The sequence below is a fragment of the Sphingomonas longa genome, assembly GCF_016892685.1.
Taxonomy (GTDB): Bacteria; Pseudomonadota; Alphaproteobacteria; order Sphingomonadales; family Sphingomonadaceae; genus Sphingomonas; species Sphingomonas longa.
In genome coordinates, this window is sequence record NZ_JAFEMC010000001.1 from 774211 (window position 1) to 791038 (window position 16828).

Here is a 16828-nt window from a genome sequence, read left to right on the forward strand (position 1 = left end):
TCACTTCCATGCGCGTACTCGTCACCGGCGGGGCCGGCTTCATCGGCTCGGCGCTCGTCCGGCACCTCATCGCGGACAGCGAGCACGAGGTGCTGAACTTCGACAAGCTCACCTATGCCGGCACGCTGACGACCGTCGAGGCGGTGTCCGACAGCCCGCGCTACCGCTTCGTGCAGGGCGATATCGGCGATGCCGAACTGGTCGCGAAGACACTCGCCGGGTTCCGCCCCGACGTCATCACGCATCTGGCCGCCGAGAGCCATGTCGACCGCTCGATCGACGGGCCGGGCGCGTTCATCCAGACCAACATCGTCGGCACCTTCACGCTGCTCGACGCCGCGCGCACCTACTGGTCGGGCCTGGACGAGGACGCGCGCGCACGTTTCCGCTTCCACCACATCTCCACCGACGAGGTCTACGGATCGCTAGGTGACGAGGGGCTGTTCACCGAGGACACGCCCTACGACCCGCGCTCGCCCTATTCGGCGTCGAAGGCAGGCTCCGACCATCTCGTCAGCGCCTGGGGCCACACCTACGGCCTGCCGGTGGTGGTGACCAACTGCTCGAACAATTACGGGCCGTATCACTTCCCCGAGAAGCTCATCCCGCTGATGATCGTCAAGGCGCTCGCGGGCGAGACGCTGCCCGTCTACGGCCGCGGCGCGAACGTGCGCGACTGGCTCTACGTCGAGGATCACGTCCGCGCGCTGCGCGCCGTGTTCGAGCGCGGCGCACCGGGGCGCAGCTACAATGTCGGCGGCAACAACGAGAAGACGAACCTGTCGGTGGTCGAGACGATCTGCACCATCCTCGACGATCTTCGCCCGCGCGCCGACGGCGAGAGCTACACCAAGCAGATCGGCTTCGTCGCCGACCGTCCCGGCCACGACGCGCGCTATGCGATCGACGCATCCCGCATCCGCCACGAACTCGGCTGGGAGCCTGCCGAGACGTTCGAGACCGGCATCGCCAAGACGGTGCGCTGGTACCTCGACAACGAGGCGTGGTGGCGCGCCATCGTCGACGAGCGGCAGGCCGACCAGCGTCGCGGCCTCGCCGCCTGATGCGCTATATCCTCGTCACCGGGGGCGGCGGCCAGCTCGGCACCGCGCTCGCCAAACATGTCTGGCCCGACGGCTACCATGTCGTCACCAGCGATGCGGCCGATCTCGACCTGACCGACACCGCCGCCATCGTCGCAAGGGTCGCGGCCGGCCATGATGGCCAGCCCTTCGCCGCGGTGATCAACGGCGCCGCCTACACCGCGGTCGACAAGGCGGAGGACGACCTCGTCACCGCCTGGGCGGTCAACGCGCTGGCGCCCGCCGCTTTCGCTGCGGCGTGCAGGGCGGCGGATATCCCGCTGGTGCAGGTGTCGACCGACTATGTCTTTCCCGGCGACAAGGACGGCGCTTGGGAGGTCAACGATGCGGTCGCACCCCTCAACGTCTACGGGGCCTCCAAGCTGGGCGGCGAGCTGGCGGTCCGCACCGGCACCCCGCGCCACGTCATCGTCCGCACCGCGTGGGTCGTCAGCGCGACCGGGCATAACTTCATCAAGACGATGCTGCGCGTCGGGGCGGACCGCCCCACCCTGTCGGTCGTCGCCGACCAGCATGGCAGCCCGACCTCGGCGACCGATCTCGCCGCGGCACTCGCGACGATCGCGGTGCGGTTGGTCGAGCGCACGGACGCGCCCGTCGGCACCTTCCACTTCTCCAACGCCGGCGCGACCAGCTGGGCGGGCTTCGCCGAGGAGATCTTCCGGCAGGCGGCCCTGCGCGGTGGCCCCGCCCCCGCCGTCCAGCCGATCGCGACCGCGGACTATCCGACGCCTGCGCGCCGGCCGATGAATTCGCTGCTCGGCCACAGCGCCATCGAGCGCGCCTACGGCATCCGCCCGCGCGACTGGCAGGCGGCGCTCTCCGACATCCTCGACGAACTCCTGGGAGTACCCGCATGAAGGGCATCATCCTCGCCGGCGGCTCCGGCACCCGGCTCCACCCGGCGACGCTGGCGATCAACAAGCAGCTGCTGCCGGTCTACGACAAGCCGATGATCTACTATCCGCTGTCGGTGCTGATGCTCGCCGGCATCCGCGACGTGCTGATCATCTCCAGCCCCGAATTCCTGCCCAACTACCGCCAGCTGTTCGGCGACGGCTCGCTACTCGGCCTGACCATCCAGTATGCCGAGCAACCCCGGCCCGAGGGGCTCGCGCAGGCCTTCACGATCGGTGCGGACTTCATCGGCGACGACAACGTCGCGCTGGTGCTGGGCGACAACATCTTCTTCGGCGCGCACCTCACCGACCTGCTCGCCAGCGCCGTCGCACGCAAGGACGGCGCGACCGTCTTCGCCTACCGCGTCGACGATCCGGAGCGCTACGGCGTCGTCGAACTCGAAGGTGGCCGCGCGATCAGCCTCGAGGAGAAGCCCGCCGCGCCCAAGTCGAACTACGCGGTCACCGGCCTGTATTTCTACGACAACCGCGTCGTACAGTTCGCCCGCGACCTCAAGCCCTCAGCCCGCGGCGAGCTCGAGATCACCGACCTCAACCGCCTGTACATGCAGGCCGGCGACCTGTTCGTCGAACAGATGGGCCGCGGCTATGCCTGGCTCGACACCGGCACCCACGACTCGCTCCTCGAAGCCTCCGAATTCGTCCGCACCATCCAGCACCGCCAGGGCATCCAGGTCGCCTGCCTCGAGGAAATCGCCTTCCAGCAAGGCTTCATCTCCGCCGATCAGGCACGGGCCAGAGGCGAAGTGTTCAAAAAGACCGCATACGGCAAAGCCATCATCAACGCCGTGAACGAGGGCCGCTGACCCCTCACCGGCTCATCGCCCGAATTAATCATCACGTCCGTCATCCCAGCGGAAGCTGGGAGGACGGGTTGAGGTGGTCGCCAGCCATCGCGAAAGCGCGCCCACCTACTCTCCCAAGCCCATTGGCAACCCCGCCCCCATCCCCGCCACCACCGCGTCGATCCGCCGCAACGTCGCCCGAAACGCCTCCAGTTCCCCTGCCCCGAACGCCGCGAAGATCGATCGCTCCACCTCCAGCGCCTTGGGCGCGACATCGGCATAGAGCGCGCGTCCCGCCGCCGACAGCACCAGCAGATGCGACCGTTTGTCGTCCGGATTCGCCGCCCGCTCCAGCAGACCCCGCCCGGTCAGCGCGATCGCCGCGCGGCTGACGGTGACTTTGTCCATACGCGTCCGCGCACCGATCGCCTGCTGGCTGATCCCGTCATGCTCGGCGACCACCGCGATGATCCGCCACTCCGGAATGCGCAGGTCGAACAGCGCGATATAGATCTGCGCCACCGTCTCGCTGACGAGGTTCGACGTATAGGACAGCCGGAACGGCAGGAATTCGTCGAGGCGCAGCGTCGGTTGGTCCATTGCCGAGATCGTAGCATTTGACACCGGTTCCGCAATCCGGCAGCTTGGTATCAATTGATACCGGATTTGGAGCGGACGATGGCGACCTTGGCACCCGAGAACACTTCCCACGAGACCACCGCGACGGATAACCCGCTGGGTCTCGACGGTTTCGAGTTCTGCGAATTCACTTCGCCTGACCCCGACGCACTCGCCGCTCAGTTCGAGGCGATGGGCTTCGTCGCCGCGCACCGGCATCCGTCCAAGGACGTGGTCCGCTACAAGCAGGGCCGGATCAACTTGCTGCTCAACCGCGAATCGGCCGGCCAGTCCGCCGACTTCCGCGCCGCGCACGGCCCGTCCGCCAGCGGCATGGCGTTCCGCGTCGCGGACCCTCAATCGGCCTATGCCCACGCGATCGAGGAAGGCGCGCAGGCCGTCGACGCCGCGCGCGGTACGCTGGGCGACGAGGCCTGCGTGATCGAGGGCATCGGCGGATCGTATCTGTACCTCGTCAAGGCCGGCGCGGACCTCTACGCGAACTGGACGCCGGTCGAGGGTGCCGCCGAAGCGGAGGCCGCGAACAACGTCGGTCTCGACATGCTCGACCACCTGACCCACAATGTCCGTCGCGGCGAAATGCGGACATGGTCCAGCTTCTACGGCCGCCTCTTCGGCTTTCAGGAGCAGAAGTATTTCGACATCAAGGGCAAGGCGACCGGCCTGTTCTCTCAGGCGATGATCGCCCCGGACGGAGCGATCCGCATCCCGCTCAACGAGTCGCAGGACGACAATAGCCAGATCGAGGAGTTCCTCCGCGAATATCAGGGTGAGGGCATCCAGCACCTCGCGCTGACGACCGAGAACATCTTCGACACCGTCGAAAAGCTCCGCGCCCGCGGCGTGCGGTTGCAGGATACGATCGAGACCTATTACGAACTGGTCGACAAGCGCGTCCCCGGCCACGGCGAGGACCTCGACCGCCTGAAGCGCAACCGCATCCTGATCGACGGCAATGTCGGCGACGAGGGCATCCTGCTCCAGATCTTCACCGAGAACATGGTCGGCCCGATTTTCTTCGAGATCATCCAGCGCAAGGGCAATCAGGGTTTCGGCAACGGCAATTTTCAGGCGCTGTTCGAAAGCATCGAACTGGATCAGATCAGGCGCGGCGTCATCACGGTGGATGCATAGCATCCACCGATGCGCGCACGCAGGTGCGCGAGCGCGCCCGGCCAGCGCAGCGGAGCCGGCGCACAAGGCGCGGCTTCGCCGCGACTGACGCGCCGGCGGGTAGTGGGGAGTGCGCCGCCCAGACCCTCACCCCGCGCTCGCTCACGCGAGCTAACCCCTCTCCCAAGGGGAGAGGGGAAGAAAGTCTTTCCCTCTCCCCTTGGGAGAGGGAGGGAGGAGCGAAGCGACGGAAGGGTGAGGACGACACTCCCCCATCGGAGGAACCAAAAGATGCCAGACTACATCCCCGGCTTCGCCAACCACATCTCCACCGAGGCCATCCCCGGCGCGCTCCCGATCGGCCGCAACTCGCCCCAGCGCCCGGCCTTCGGCCTCTACGCCGAACAGCTCAGCGGCACGGCCTTCACCGCACCCCGCCACGAAAACCGGCGGAGTTGGCTGTACCGCCTCCGCCCCACCGCCGAGCATCCGGCCTACACCCCCTACCGGGGCGCACCGCGCCTCGCCCCCGGCACGACCGCAGCACCGCTCGCGCCGAACCGCCTGCGCTGGGACCCGATCGTCGATGCGGCCCCCGGCACCGACCTGATCGACGGCATGACCACGATGCTCGCCAACCGCGATCCCGCCGATCTGGAGGGGGTCGCGCTCCACCTCTATGCCGCAGACCGCGACATGACCGACCGCGTGTTCATGAACGCAGACGGGGAGATGCTGTTCGTGCCGCAGCAGGGCCGCCTCGACCTCCTCACCGAATTGGGCCGGATCGAGATCGCGCCAGGCCAGATCGCGCTGATCCCGCGCGGCGTCCGGTTCCGCGCGCTGCTGCCGGACGGGGCAGCCCGCGGTTATGTTTGCGAGAACCACGGCGCGCTGTTCCGCCTCCCCGACCTCGGCCCGATCGGCGCCAACGGCCTCGCCAACCCGCGTGATTTCGAGACGCCGGTCGCGTGGTTCGAGGATCGCGGCGAACCCGTCGAGGTGATCCAGAAGTTCATGGGCTCGCTGTGGACGACGACGCTCGACCACAGCCCGCTCGATGTCGTCGCTTGGCACGGCAACCTCGCACCGTGGCGCTACGACCTGTCGCGCTTCAACACGATCAACACCGTGTCGTTCGACCACCCGGATCCGTCGATCTTCACCGTCCTGACCAGCCCCAGCGACGTACCCGGCCGCGCGAACGCCGACTTCGTCGTCTTCCCGCCGCGCTGGATGGTCGCGGAGGACACGTTCCGCCCGCCCTGGTTCCACCGCAACGTCATGTCGGAGGCGATGGGCCTCATCACCGGCGCGTACGATGCCAAGGCGGAAGGGTTCCAGCCCGGCGGCCTGTCGCTTCACAACCTGATGGCCGGCCACGGTCCCGATCTCGCCAGTTGGCAGGGCGCATCCGCCGCCGACCTCAAGCCGCACAAGATCGACGGCACGATGGCGTTCATGCTGGAGAGTTGCTGGCCCTACAAACCCACGACCTTCGCGCTGGAGCATTCGCAGCTCGACTATGACGCGGTCTGGTCCGACTTCCCAAAGGCGAAGCTGCCGTGATCTTGCACGGCTACTGGCGATCCAGCGCCGCCTACCGCGTGCGAATCGCGCTCGCCCTGAAGGGGCTCGCCTACGAACAGGTTAACCACGACCTGCGCACCGGCGCCCAAAGCGCGCCGGACTACGCCGCGCTCAACCCGCAGCATCTGGTGCCCGCACTGGACGTCGACGGCCTGATCCTGACGCAGAGCCTCGCGATCATCGAGTGGCTGGACGAACGTCACCCAACGCCCGCGCTGCTGCCCCCCGATCCGGACGGCCGCGCGATTGTGCGGGCGATGGCGACGACGATCGGCGCGGACATCCACCCCCTCCACAACCTCCGCGTCCTCAAGCGCCTGCGGTCCGACTTCGCGGCGGACGAAGCCGCCGTGAGTGCGTGGATCGCCGAGTGGATGACCGCCGGTTTCGCCGCGCTGGAACCGAAGATCACGCGTCACAGCCGCGGCTACGCCTATGGCGACACGCCGACGATCGCGGACTGCTTCCTCGTCCCCCAACTCTACGCCGCTGCCCGGTTCGGCGTGGACACGACGCGCTACCCCGCATTGTCCGCCGCCGGAGCCAAAGCTGCCGCTCTCCCGCCGTTCGCAGAAGCACATCCCTACGCCCAGCCCGACGCCGACTGACCAATCCCTCTCCCAGCGGGAGAGGGAGGGAGGAGCGAAGCGACGGAAGGGTAAGGACGATCCCGCCATCGGCATCCCGCACCGACGCTCGCCTCTATCCCGAGCGCAGAAGCATCACTCCCGCGCCCGAAACAGCATCGGCCGCAGCACCAGCGCGTTCAGGTCGATGACGACATGCACCAGCATCGCCAACCATAAATGCCCGATCGCCAGATACAGCATCGTCAGGAACGCCCCGACCAACCCGGTCGCGAGCATGCCGGCCCAACCCTGATGGCGATGCGACGCGCCGAACGCGACCAGCCCGACCGCGAATCCCGCCAGCCCCGATCCCGTCACGATCGCCACTAGCAGCGGCAGCGTCAGCCGAAAGAACAGCTCCTCGCCGATACCCGCCGCCAGAGACAGTGCCACCGCCCCCGGCCATTCGCTTGGCCCGCGCATCGCCGCCGGCGAGCGATAGCGAATACCCGCCGGCGTGCGTCCTATCCTCCGCAGGACCAGCAGCGCGACAAGCCCCAGCAGCAACCCGCCGCACAGGCACGACAACAGCCATTCCACATCGCCCGGAGCAGCCTCCCCCGGCAGGCCCAACCGCCACGCCGCCACCTGCAACTCGAACGGCATCGTCACGATCGCATCGCCGTGCCCCATCAGCAGCAACGCCATGACGCTGGTCCAGCCGAAATAGATCGCCGTCCCCGCCGCCCAACCGAACACCGCCCGCTTCCGCGACGTACGCCCGATCAGGTCCGCCAGTTTCGCCGAGAAACCGCGTCCATTCCAGATATTCCAGACGACAAGCCCCAGTATCGCCGCCAGCAGGACCGCCGCCGGCATTTAGCCGAGCCGGTGCTCGCCCTTGACCCAGCGCACCGTGCCGGACGACGCGCGCATCACGACGCTCTCGGTCGTCATCTTGCCCGGCCGCCGCTTCACGCCCGCCAGCAGCGACCCGTCCGTCACGCCCGTCGCCGCGAAGATGCAGTCGCCGCGCGCCAGCTCGGTCAGGTCGTATTGCTTGTCGAGGTCGGTGACGCCCCACTTCGCCGCGCGCGCCCGCTCGTCGTCGTTGCGGAACAGCAGCCGCCCCTTGAACTGCCCGCCGACGCAGCGCAGCGCCGCGCACGCCAGCACGCCCTCCGGCGCGCCGCCCGATCCCATATACACGTCGATCGTCGTCTCCGGGTCGCTCGTCGCGATCACCCCCGCCACGTCGCCGTCGCCGATCAGCATCACGCCACATCCGACCGCGCGCAGTTCCGCGATCATGTCAGCGTGGCGCGGGCGATCGAGCACGCACACGATGATCTCGCGCGGCGACACGCCCTTCGCCTTCGCGACCGCGGTGACGTTCTCGGTCGGCGAACGATCAAGGTCGATGATCCCCGCCGGATAGCCCGGCCCCACTGCGATCTTGTCCATGTACACGTCGGGCGCATTGAGCAGCCCGCCCTTCTCGGCAATCGCCAGCACCGCAAGGCTGTTCGGCCCCGCGGTCGCGCAGATCGTCGTTCCCTCCAGCGGGTCGAGCGCGATGTCGATGGCGGGGCCGGTGCCGGTGCCGACCTTCTCGCCGATGAACAGCATCGGCGCCTCGTCGCGCTCGCCCTCGCCGATCACGACGGTGCCGTCCATGTCGAGTTCGTTGAGCGCGGCGCGCATCGCCTCCACCGCCGCAGCATCCGCCGCCTTCTCGTCGCCGCGCCCGGTCAGCGTCGACGCCGCCACCGCCGCCGCCTCCGTCACGCGCACCATTTCCAGCACGAGGACTCGATCGAGGACGTTGCTGCTATCGGTCATGACGGTCTCCGGAGGCGCGTTGAACACGTTAAACGCGGAATACGCCTTAGCCGGTCCGGGAGCAACAGCACATATTCCGCCCCTCCCTCTTAGGGAGGGGCTGGGGGTGGGTAGAGGCCAGGCCTACGGCTCCCTCAAAGCCAGGTCCGACCCTATCACGCGGACAACACCCACCCCCGACCCCTCCCTAAGAGGGAGAGGAGAAGCAACCTCAATCCCGCAGCAGCTCGTTGATGCTCGTCTTCGACCGCGTCTGCGCATCCACCCGCTTGACGATCACCGCACAGTACAGCCCCGGCTTCCCGTCGCCGCCGCCCAGCGTCCCCGGCACCACCACCGCATAGGGGGGCACCGCGCCCTTCATCACTTCGCCCGTCTCGCGATCGACGATCTTGGTCGACGCGCCGAGATACACGCCCATCGACAGCACCGCCCCTTCGCCGACGCGCACGCCCTCCGCCACTTCCGCGCGCGCACCGATGAACGCGCCATCGCCGATGATGACCGGATCGGCCTGCAACGGCTCCAGCACGCCGCCGATGCCGGCACCGCCCGACAGGTGCACGTTCTTCCCGATCTGCGCACAGCTACCGACCGTCGCCCAGGTGTCGACCATCGTGCCCTCGCCGACATGCGCGCCGATGTTGACGAAGCTCGGCATCAAAATCGCACCCTTGCCGACGAACGCGCCACGCCGCACCACGCTGCCCGGCACCGCGCGGAACCCGGCGGCGCGGAACGCGTCCTCGCCCCAGCCGGCGAACTTCGACGGCACCTTGTCGAACCCCGGCAACTCGCCCGCGCCGTCGCCCATCACGACATTGTCGTTCAGCCGGAACGACAGCAGCACCGCCTTCTTCAGCCACTGGTTGACGCGCCAGCCGCCCTGCCCGTCCGGCTCCGCCACGCGCGCCTCGCCCCGGTCGAGCAGCGCCAGCGCCGTCTCCACGGCATCCCGCACCTCACCCTTCGTGTCGAAACCCAACGAGGCGCGGTCGTCCCAGGCGGCGTCGATCGTCTGCGAAAGGTCGGTCATGCGGTCTCCAGAATGGATTCGAGCCACGGCGCCAGCTCGTGGATGTGATAGTCGATATAGCTGCGGTCGATGTCCGGATGCTGTTCCGATCCGTTGTCGACCCACACCGTCGTCATCCCGATCGCCTTGGCGGGCTTCAGGTTGCGCGCCATGTCTTCGACGAACAGCGACCCATGCGGGTCGAGGCCGAACGTGTCGCACAGCCCGGCATAGGCGGCGGGGTTCGGCTTCGGCACCAGCCCCATCGCGCGGATGTCGTGCACCGCCTCGAAACTGTCCCCCAAGCCCAGCCGCTCCAGCACCCTCAGCGCATAGGGCGTGTCGCCGTTGGTGAAGACCAGCTTTCTTCCCGGCAGCCGCGCGATCGCCGCCGCCAGCGGCGCATCATGCTCCAGCACGTCCATCTCGATGTCGTGGACATGATCCAGGAACGCGTGCGGATCGACGTCATGCTCCGCCATCAGCCCGGCCAGCGTCGTGCCGTGATCGATGAAATACTGCTTCTGCACCCGCCGCGCCGCGACCGGGTCCAGCCCCAACAGGTCGCCGACGAACTGCGTCATCCGCACGTCGATCTTTGCGAACAGATCGCACCGCGCCGGGTACAGCGTGTTATCGAGATCGAAGATCCAGTTGCGGATCGAAGAGAGCGGCCCACCCATCGCCGCCGCCTCTACGGTCGCCCGCGCCGGGCGGCAATGGGGAGCGCCGAACCTTCCACTCCGTCATGCCGGGCTCGTCCCGACATCGACGGCTCCACGAGCCAGTATTCGGATGGCTCGACCACCGGTGGATGCCCGGACAAGCCCGGCATGACCGACGTTCGACGGCCAGCCCCGCGCCCATCATTCGCGGCGTCAAAACAACCACTCCCGCCGCCGTCACATTTGGTTAACGCCTGCATGGCATTCCGGCCGCCAGCGTTTTACGAAGGACGAGTATGCGTAGCGGCAAGCCCACCCTCCTGACGGCGGCCGCCATGACGGTGCCCCTGTGGCTCGCCGCCTGTGGCGGAGGCGGAGGCGGTGTCGCCAGCACCCCCACGCCGCCGATCGCCACGCCAGCGCCGACGCCCGCTCCAACTCCAGCGCCGACTCCGGCTCCTACCCCGGCACCCACGCCCGCTCCGTCTCCTGCACCGACGCCGCCCACCAACCCGGATGGTACCGAATATCGCGCCACCGTCGGCGCGGTGTCGATGAACGCGCTCGCCGCCTATCAGCGTGCGGCGACGGGGGCCGGTATCGGCATCGCCGTCATCGACACCGGCATCGACCTGCAAAGCGCGGAGTTCGGCGACCGCCTGTCGCCGGCATCGACCGACGTCGCCGGCAACGCCTCTCTCGACGATGTCGACGGCCACGGCACCGCCGTTGCCTTCACGGCCGCCGGTCGGCGCAACGGCACCGGCACCCACGGCGTCGCCTTCGATGCGACCGTCATCGCCCTTCGCGCCGATCGCCCGGGTTCCTGCACCGGCACCACCGACGCCAACGGCGACGACCCCTGCCGCTTCGATTCGGACGCGCTCGCCCGCGGCATCGACACCGCGCGCACGGCCGGCGCCCGCGTCATCAACATCTCGCTCGGCAGTTCGGCGATGCCGCAGACCGTGCAGCAGGCGCTGGCGCGCGCGACCCAGGCGGGCATCGTCGTCGTGCTGTCCGCGGGCAACGACGGTGCCGCCGATCCCGACGGCTTCGCCGCCATCGCCGACACGGCATCCGTATCCCGCAATCAGGTCATCATCGCCGGCTGGGTCGATGCCGCCGACCGGATCGACGACGACAGCAACCGCGCCGGCGCCAACCCGACGCATTATCTGGCGGCTGTCGGTACCCGCGTCCAGGCACCGGACCAGAACGGCACCGTCCAGCTCTGGTCGGGCAGTTCCTTCGCCGCACCGCAGATCGCCGGCGCGGTGGCGTTGCTGGCGCAGGCATTCCCCAACCTCACCGGCGCGCAAATCGTCGACCTGCTGCTCACCACCGCGCGCGATGCCGGCGCGGCGGGCACCGACTCCACCTATGGCCGCGGCGTCCTCGACCTGACCCGCGCGTTCCAGCCGGTCGGCACGACCTCGATCGCCGGAACACGGCTCGCGACCGGCGGTACCGCTTCACTGTCCGCGCCGATGGGCGACGCCGCGATCACGCCGATGGGCGCGGTGATCCTCGACGGCTATGGCCGGGCCTTCGCCGCCGAACTCGCGCAGACGATCCAGCGCACCGGGCCGCTGCGCCCGCTCGGCGGCTCGCTGCTGTCGTCCGGTCGCCACGTCGCCTTCGCCACGGGCCAGACCGCGGTGTCGCTGACGCTCAGCCCGACCCGAAACGGCGGCGTCGCGACCGATCGACTCGCCCTGTCGCAGGGCGATGCCACCACCGCCCGCGCCATCGCCGGCACCGTCACGCAGCGGCTCGGCAAGGACCTGTCGTTCGGCATCGGTCTGTCGCAAGGATCGGCGGGCCTGTCCGCGCAACTCGCCGGCAGCGCGGAGCCCGCCTTCATGATCGCCTCCGCCGACGGGCTGGGGTTCGAGGGTGGAGCACGCTCCGCCACCGCCGTGCGCCAGCGGTTGGGCGGGTTCGGCGTGACGGCGGCGATCGAGAACGGCCGCGTCCTGTCCCGCCGGGACGCGCTTCTCCCCGCGCTCAGTGGCTGGCAGCGTTCGGGCTTCGACCGCGCGTCGCTCGCTCTCGACCGGACGCTTGGGCCGGTGACGGCGCGCCTGACCGGCTCCCGCCTGACCGAGGACGCGACGATCCTCGGCGCGCGGTTCGACCCCAGCTTCGGCGGCGCGACCGCGACCAGCTGGTTCCTCGATGCCGGCGCGCGCCTGAACGCCGGCGACTGGACGCTCGGCGGCAGCCTGCGTCGCGGCTGGACCTGCGCGGCGCTGCACGGCGGCCTCGGCGGCGGCGGCGTTCTGCGTACCAGCGCCTTCGCCGCGGATATCGGCAAGACCGGCCTGTTCGGCGGCGACAGCGTCGGCCTGCGCATCGCCCAGCCGCTCCGCGTCGCGTCCGGCGGCATCGACCTCGCCCTGCCGACCTTCTACGATTACGCGACCAGCGCCGTCACCGCCTGGACCATGCAGCGCATGACACTCGCTCCCTCGGGCCGCGAAGTCGATATCGAGGCGCGCTACTCCCGCGCCTTCGCGGGTGGCGACCTACAGGCGAACCTCTACTGGCGTCGCGACCCCGGTAACATCGCGGCGCTTCCCGACGACCGGGGCGTCGCACTCCGCTACGCGCTGGGCTTCTGATCCCGAAGCCGCTCTCGACGCACCCGATCTAAACCCGCGCAAACCAAAACCTCACTGGCGCGTGTCGGCTCCCGCCCCCATCTCCAACATCATGACCCAGTTATCCTTTCTCGATCTCGTTCCCGTCGTCGAAGGCGGCACCGTATCGGATGCGCTCGCCCGCGCCGCCGATCTGGCCGCGCATGCGGAGGCGACCGGCTTCACGCGCTACTGGGTCGCGGAGCATCACGGCATGACCGGCATCGCGTCGGCCGCGACCTCGGTCGTGATCGCGCATGTCGCCGCCGCCACAAAATCTATCCGCGTCGGCGCGGGCGGCATCATGCTCCCCAACCACTCGCCGCTCGTGATCGCGGAGCAGTTCGGCACCCTCGACGCGCTCTATCCGGGTCGCGTCGATCTCGGCCTCGGCCGCGCGCCCGGCAGCGACCAGCGCGTCGCCCGCGCGATCCGCCGCTCCCTCGACAGCGATCCCAACGCGTTCCCGCAGGATGTGCTGGAGCTACAAAGCTATTTCGCGAATGACGGCCAGACCGGCATCGTCGCGACGCCCGGCGCGGGCGCCGATGTGAAATTGTGGATCCTCGGCTCCAGCCTCTACGGCGCGCAGGTCGCCGCCGCACTCGGCCTGCCTTACGCCTTCGCCTCGCACTTCGCGCCCGACGCGCTGGATCAGGCGCTCGCCGTCTACCGCCGCGACTTCCGCCCCTCCGCGCATCTTGCCAAGCCCTATGCGATGGCCGGCTTCAACATCTTCGCCGCCGATACGGAGGAGGAGGCGCAACTGATCGCGACTTCGCAACAGCAATCCTTCGTCCGCCTGCGCACCGGCAACCCCGGCCAGCTTCCGCCCCCCGTCGCCGGCTATCGCGGCAGCCTGGGTCCGCAGGGTGCGGCGATGCTCGACAACGTGCTCAGCTGCTCGGCGATCGGCACCCCCGCCACCGTCGCCCGCGGCCTCGCCGCCTTCGTCGAGCGGACCGGCGTCGACGAAGTGATGGTCACCAGCGCCATCTACGACCAGACCGCCCGCAAGCGCAGCCTGACCCTCACCGCCGAAGCCGCGCGCGAAGTAAGACTGGCGGCCTGACCTTCTAAGCCCCCTCCCCTGCAAGGGGAGGGTTGGGGTGGGATATAACCTTGGCGATGCCTCTGGCAGCGCACCTGCCGAAGCGGAACCCTCAGCCTACCGTACCTGCCGCCGGCAAGCGCAACCGCACCATCAACCCGCCAAGGTCCTCGCTCTCCTCCAGCGACACCGTGCCCTCATAGATCTCCGCGACATCGCGAACGATCGCCATGCCCAGCCCGGTACCCGGCTTGCCGGTATCCAGCCGCACGCCGCGATCGAAGATGCGAACCCGCTCCTCCTCCGGGATACCCCGGCCGTCGTCCTCGATCAGGAACTCGACGAACCCCGCCTGCGCCCCGACCGTCACGAACACGCTCCCCCCGCCATATTTCGCGGCGTTCTCGATCAGGTTGCCCAGCATCTCGTCCAGATCCTGCCGTTCGACATGCACTGACAAGTCGCGCGGGCCGGTCACGTCGATGCGGACGTGCCGGTACAGCCGCGCCACCGCCCGCTCCACGGATTCGAGGCTGGGCCAGACATCCGCCCGGCTGTGCGCCGACCCGCGCCGCCCCACCGCCCGCGCCCGCGCCAGATGATGATCCACCTGCCGCCGCATCGTCCGCGCCTCGCGCACCACCGTCTCCGCCAGATCGTCGGCATTGGCGGTCGCGGCGTTCATGATGACGGTCAGCGGCGTCTTGAGCGCATGCGCGAGGTTCCCCGCATGCCGCCGCGCCTCCTCCGCCTGCTTCTCGTTATGCTCGACGAGCGCGTTCAGCTCCTCGACCATCGGCGCGACCTCGATCGGCATCTCGCCCTCGACGCGGCTGGCGTGACCACCCCGCATCCGCGCGATCTCCAGCCGCACGCGCCGCAGCGGCAGCAGCCCGTAGAAGGTCTGGAGTGCCGCCAGCACCAGCAGCCCGAGCGCCAGCAACGCAAACGACCGCACCAGCGTCCGCCGCAGTGTCGTGATCTGCGCATCCAGCCCGTCGCGCGCCTGCGCCACCTGAAACCGCCAGCGCACCGGCGATCCCGGCAGTTGCACGTCGCGCTCGACCACGCGCAGCCGCTCCGTCCCGAACTGCCGGCTGTCATAGGAATGCACGCTGCGATCGGTATGCGCCGAGCCGTACGCCAGCCTTCGGTCCCACAGCGATCGTGACGGGAACGACTCGCGCCCCTTCGCCGACACCTGCCAGTACAGCCCCGATCCCGGCTCCAGGAACCGCTGGTCCGCCGCCTCGCGGGTGAAGCTGACCTCGCCGGCATCGTCGATCTCGGCCGACACGATCATCGCCGTCATCACATATTCGAGCTGGTCATCGAAATTGCGCGTCACCGCCGACACCAGCACCCGGTCGAGCGCGAAGCCCCCGCCCGCCAGCAGCAGCGTGATCCACGCCGCCGCGATCAGGATCATCCGCCGCGACAGCGACCCGGTGCCCTTGGACACGGCGGATGATGGTTCGGTCGTCACGCCGCGTCACTCCACCCCGGCGCGCGCCGGGGTCCGGTCGCACCGGTCACGACGCGACGCGGCTCCGCCCCGCCAGCCGTGCTGCGCCGGGTCGGGGAGCAAGAAAGCGGCACCGCGCCGACATCACGCGTCGGGATCTTCCAGACTATAGCCCAGCCCACGGATCGTGGTGATGACGTCCTGGCCCAGCTTCTTGCGGATACGCGTCACGAACACTTCGATCGTGTTCGAATCACGGTCGAAATCCTGATCGTAGATATGCTCGATCAACTCGGTCCGGCTGACGACCTTGCCCTTGTGATGGAGCAGGTAGCTCAGCAGCTTGTATTCCTGCGCGGTCAGCTTCACCGGCTCGCCGGCGCGCGTGACCTTGCCCGACCGCGTGTCGAGCCGCACGTCGCCCGCCGTCAGTTCGGAAGAGGCATTGCCCGATGCGCGCCGGATCAGCGCCCGCAACCGCGCGATCAGTTCCTCGGTCTGGAACGGCTTGGCGACGTAATCGTCCGCGCCCGCGTCCAGTCCCGCCACCTTGTCGGACCAGCTGTCACGCGCGGTCAGCACCAGCACGGGCGTCGTCCTGCCCTCCTTGCGCCAGCGATCGAGCACGGTCAGCCCGTCGATCTCCGGCAGCCCCAGGTCGAGCACGATCGCATCGTAACTCTCGGTCTGCCCCAGGAACAGCCCCTCCTCGCCATCGACCGCCAGGTCGATCGCATAGCCCGCGCCCTCCAGCGTGTTCTTCAGCTGCTGGCCGAGATTGGGTTCGTCCTCGACGATCAGAACGCGCATCGTGTGTCAGCTCCCCTAAACGGATATGACCTGCGCTAGCACGGGTGCCGGACGCGGGCAAAAGCGCTTAGGCAACCCCCGCTGTCCCAAGGGTGAACGGACCCCCCATCTTCTCCCCTCCCTGTAAGGGAGGGGTCGGGGGTGGGTGGAGGCCGGGCGAGACGGTCGCGCCACCACGCGCCCTAATAAGTCGGGAACGTAGGTCCACACCCCAACAAAGCGCCCAGCGGGTGTCGACCCACCCCACCCCTCCCTGCAAGGGAGGGGAGCAGCAGCCCCCTACTTCCCCGTCCGGCCGATCACCTGACCCGAACGCCCATCGACATCCACCCAGATCACCCGCCCGTCGCGCAGGAACTTCAGGGTGTACACGCTGCTGCCACCGTCGAACTCGAATCCCAGATACTGTGCACCCGGCATCGTCGGCACCACGCGCCGCTCGATCTCGCGCAGCGGCATCAGCTTGCCCGTGCGGCGGCCGTCGAACGCCTTCATCTGGTCGCCGCGCTGACCCCCCGGCACGGCGGCGGGGGCCAGCGCAGGAACGGGCGAAGCCGCCGCAAGAGGCGCCGCCAACACGAGAATCATCAGGGCGACGGGCATCTTCATGTGGCAA

Annotated in this window: 16 protein-coding genes; 8 read left to right on the forward strand and 8 right to left on the reverse strand. The window is 68.7% G+C overall.

Translation table 11 applies throughout. The features are described 5' to 3' along the window. Positions 1–8 precede the first annotated feature (8 nt). Genes rfbB through rfbA form a run of 3 tightly spaced genes read left to right on the forward strand, consistent with a single transcriptional unit; the run spans position 9 to position 2829 of the window. On the forward strand, positions 9–1064 hold the full coding sequence (gene rfbB / locus ILT43_RS03745; RefSeq protein WP_204195003.1) for a dTDP-glucose 4,6-dehydratase: 1056 nt from the start codon (positions 9–11) through the stop codon (positions 1062–1064). After that, positions 1064–1963, forward strand: coding sequence for a dTDP-4-dehydrorhamnose reductase (rfbD, locus tag ILT43_RS03750; protein ID WP_204195004.1), 900 nt, complete (start codon positions 1064–1066; stop codon positions 1961–1963). The genes rfbB and rfbD overlap by 1 nt, the downstream gene beginning before the upstream one ends. Further along, on the forward strand, positions 1960–2829 hold the full coding sequence (gene rfbA, locus ILT43_RS03755; protein WP_204195005.1) for a glucose-1-phosphate thymidylyltransferase RfbA: 870 nt from the start codon (positions 1960–1962) through the stop codon (positions 2827–2829). Before rfbD ends, rfbA begins: the two co-directional genes overlap by 4 nt. Before the next feature lie 105 nt (positions 2830–2934). On the opposite strand, the gene ILT43_RS03760 is transcribed toward rfbA, so the two are convergent. After that, positions 2935–3408, reverse strand: a complete 474-nt coding sequence (locus ILT43_RS03760; protein WP_204195006.1) for a MarR family winged helix-turn-helix transcriptional regulator — start codon at positions 3406–3408, stop codon at positions 2935–2937. Between the two features lie 78 nt (positions 3409–3486). Here ILT43_RS03760 and hppD point away from each other — a divergent pair, with 78 nt between their 5' ends. The 3 genes from hppD (at position 3487) to maiA (ending at position 6758) form a co-directional block, all read left to right on the forward strand. Continuing rightward, on the forward strand, positions 3487–4581 hold the full coding sequence (gene hppD / locus ILT43_RS03765) for a 4-hydroxyphenylpyruvate dioxygenase (protein WP_204195007.1): 1095 nt from the start codon (positions 3487–3489) through the stop codon (positions 4579–4581). A 270-nt stretch (positions 4582–4851) separates the two neighbouring features. Continuing rightward, positions 4852–6129, forward strand: coding sequence for a homogentisate 1,2-dioxygenase (hmgA, locus tag ILT43_RS03770; RefSeq protein ID WP_204195008.1), 1278 nt, complete (start codon positions 4852–4854; stop codon positions 6127–6129). After that, positions 6126–6758, forward strand: a complete 633-nt coding sequence (gene maiA, locus ILT43_RS03775) for a maleylacetoacetate isomerase (protein ID WP_204195009.1) — start codon at positions 6126–6128, stop codon at positions 6756–6758. Before hmgA ends, maiA begins: the two co-directional genes overlap by 4 nt. 114 nt (positions 6759–6872) lie before the next feature. On the opposite strand, the gene ILT43_RS03780 is transcribed toward maiA, so the two are convergent. The 4 genes from ILT43_RS03780 to ILT43_RS03795 all read right to left on the reverse strand — a co-directional run bounded on the left by ILT43_RS03780 (position 6873) and on the right by ILT43_RS03795 (position 10259). Then, complete coding sequence (locus ILT43_RS03780; RefSeq protein ID WP_204195010.1) at positions 6873–7598, reverse strand: CPBP family intramembrane glutamic endopeptidase; 726 nt, start codon at positions 7596–7598, stop codon at positions 6873–6875. After that, a complete protein-coding gene (glpX, locus tag ILT43_RS03785; RefSeq protein WP_204195011.1) occupies positions 7599–8561 on the reverse strand; it encodes a class II fructose-bisphosphatase in 963 nt (320 codons plus the stop codon). It lies immediately after the preceding gene. A 211-nt stretch (positions 8562–8772) separates the two neighbouring features. Next, entirely contained in the window at positions 8773–9597 is an 825-nt protein-coding gene (gene dapD, locus ILT43_RS03790) for a 2,3,4,5-tetrahydropyridine-2,6-dicarboxylate N-succinyltransferase (protein WP_204195012.1), read from the reverse strand. Beyond that, positions 9594–10259, reverse strand: a complete 666-nt coding sequence (locus ILT43_RS03795) for a pyrimidine 5'-nucleotidase (protein ID WP_204195013.1) — start codon at positions 10257–10259, stop codon at positions 9594–9596. Before ILT43_RS03795 ends, dapD begins: the two co-directional genes overlap by 4 nt. Before the next feature lie 317 nt (positions 10260–10576). On the opposite strand from ILT43_RS03795, the gene ILT43_RS03800 reads away from it, so the two are divergent. Both ILT43_RS03800 and ILT43_RS03805 read left to right on the forward strand, forming a co-directional pair. Continuing rightward, entirely contained in the window at positions 10577–12868 is a 2292-nt protein-coding gene (locus ILT43_RS03800) for a S8 family peptidase (protein ID WP_204195014.1), read from the forward strand. 91 nt (positions 12869–12959) lie between these two features. Then, a complete protein-coding gene (locus ILT43_RS03805; RefSeq protein WP_204195015.1) occupies positions 12960–13958 on the forward strand; it encodes an LLM class flavin-dependent oxidoreductase in 999 nt (332 codons plus the stop codon). A gap of 91 nt (positions 13959–14049) precedes the next feature. Here the strand turns inward: ILT43_RS03805 and ILT43_RS03810 are convergent, their stop codons facing one another. The 3 genes from ILT43_RS03810 to ILT43_RS03820 all read right to left on the reverse strand — a co-directional run bounded on the left by ILT43_RS03810 (position 14050) and on the right by ILT43_RS03820 (position 16821). Continuing rightward, on the reverse strand, positions 14050–15366 hold the full coding sequence (locus ILT43_RS03810) for a sensor histidine kinase (protein ID WP_239474041.1): 1317 nt from the start codon (positions 15364–15366) through the stop codon (positions 14050–14052). Between the two features lie 180 nt (positions 15367–15546). Continuing rightward, positions 15547–16212, reverse strand: coding sequence for a response regulator transcription factor (locus ILT43_RS03815; RefSeq protein ID WP_055842478.1), 666 nt, complete (start codon positions 16210–16212; stop codon positions 15547–15549). A gap of 279 nt (positions 16213–16491) precedes the next feature. Beyond that, positions 16492–16821: a hypothetical protein gene (locus ILT43_RS03820; RefSeq protein ID WP_204195017.1), complete on the reverse strand. Its 330-nt coding sequence runs from the start codon at positions 16819–16821 to the stop codon at positions 16492–16494. Positions 16822–16828 lie beyond the last annotated feature (7 nt).